Source organism: Vibrio jasicida CAIM 1864 = LMG 25398, assembly GCF_000400365.1.
GTDB lineage: Bacteria > Pseudomonadota > Gammaproteobacteria > Enterobacterales > Vibrionaceae > Vibrio > Vibrio jasicida.
In genome coordinates this window covers 1-221 of record NZ_BAOG01000273.1, presented here as the reverse complement: position 1 = coordinate 221, position 221 = coordinate 1, and the positions used below count along the sequence as shown (strand labels likewise).

Genomic DNA, 221 nt, shown 5'->3' with positions numbered 1-221 from the left:
GCACCGAAAGTCAGCATTGTCGCCGACCAAGATAGCGTCAACGAAGGTCAAACCGCAGGCTTTACTGTGAGCTTGGATCAAGTCGCTGATGAGAAAGTAACGGTTGAGTTCGAATACTCTGGTACGGCTCAAGATGGTACTGACTTTACTGGCGTAACAAGTATTGAAGTACCAGCAGGTCAGGCTTCAGTTGACCTCGACATAGTTACGCTTACTGATGG

At 48.4% G+C, this 221-nt stretch carries 1 protein-coding gene; it reads left to right on the top strand.

The genetic code is table 11. From position 1 onward, the window contains the following. Window positions 1-221: hypothetical protein (locus VJL_RS29625; protein ID WP_038882519.1), on the top strand; the 221-nt coding region annotated here is incomplete at both ends.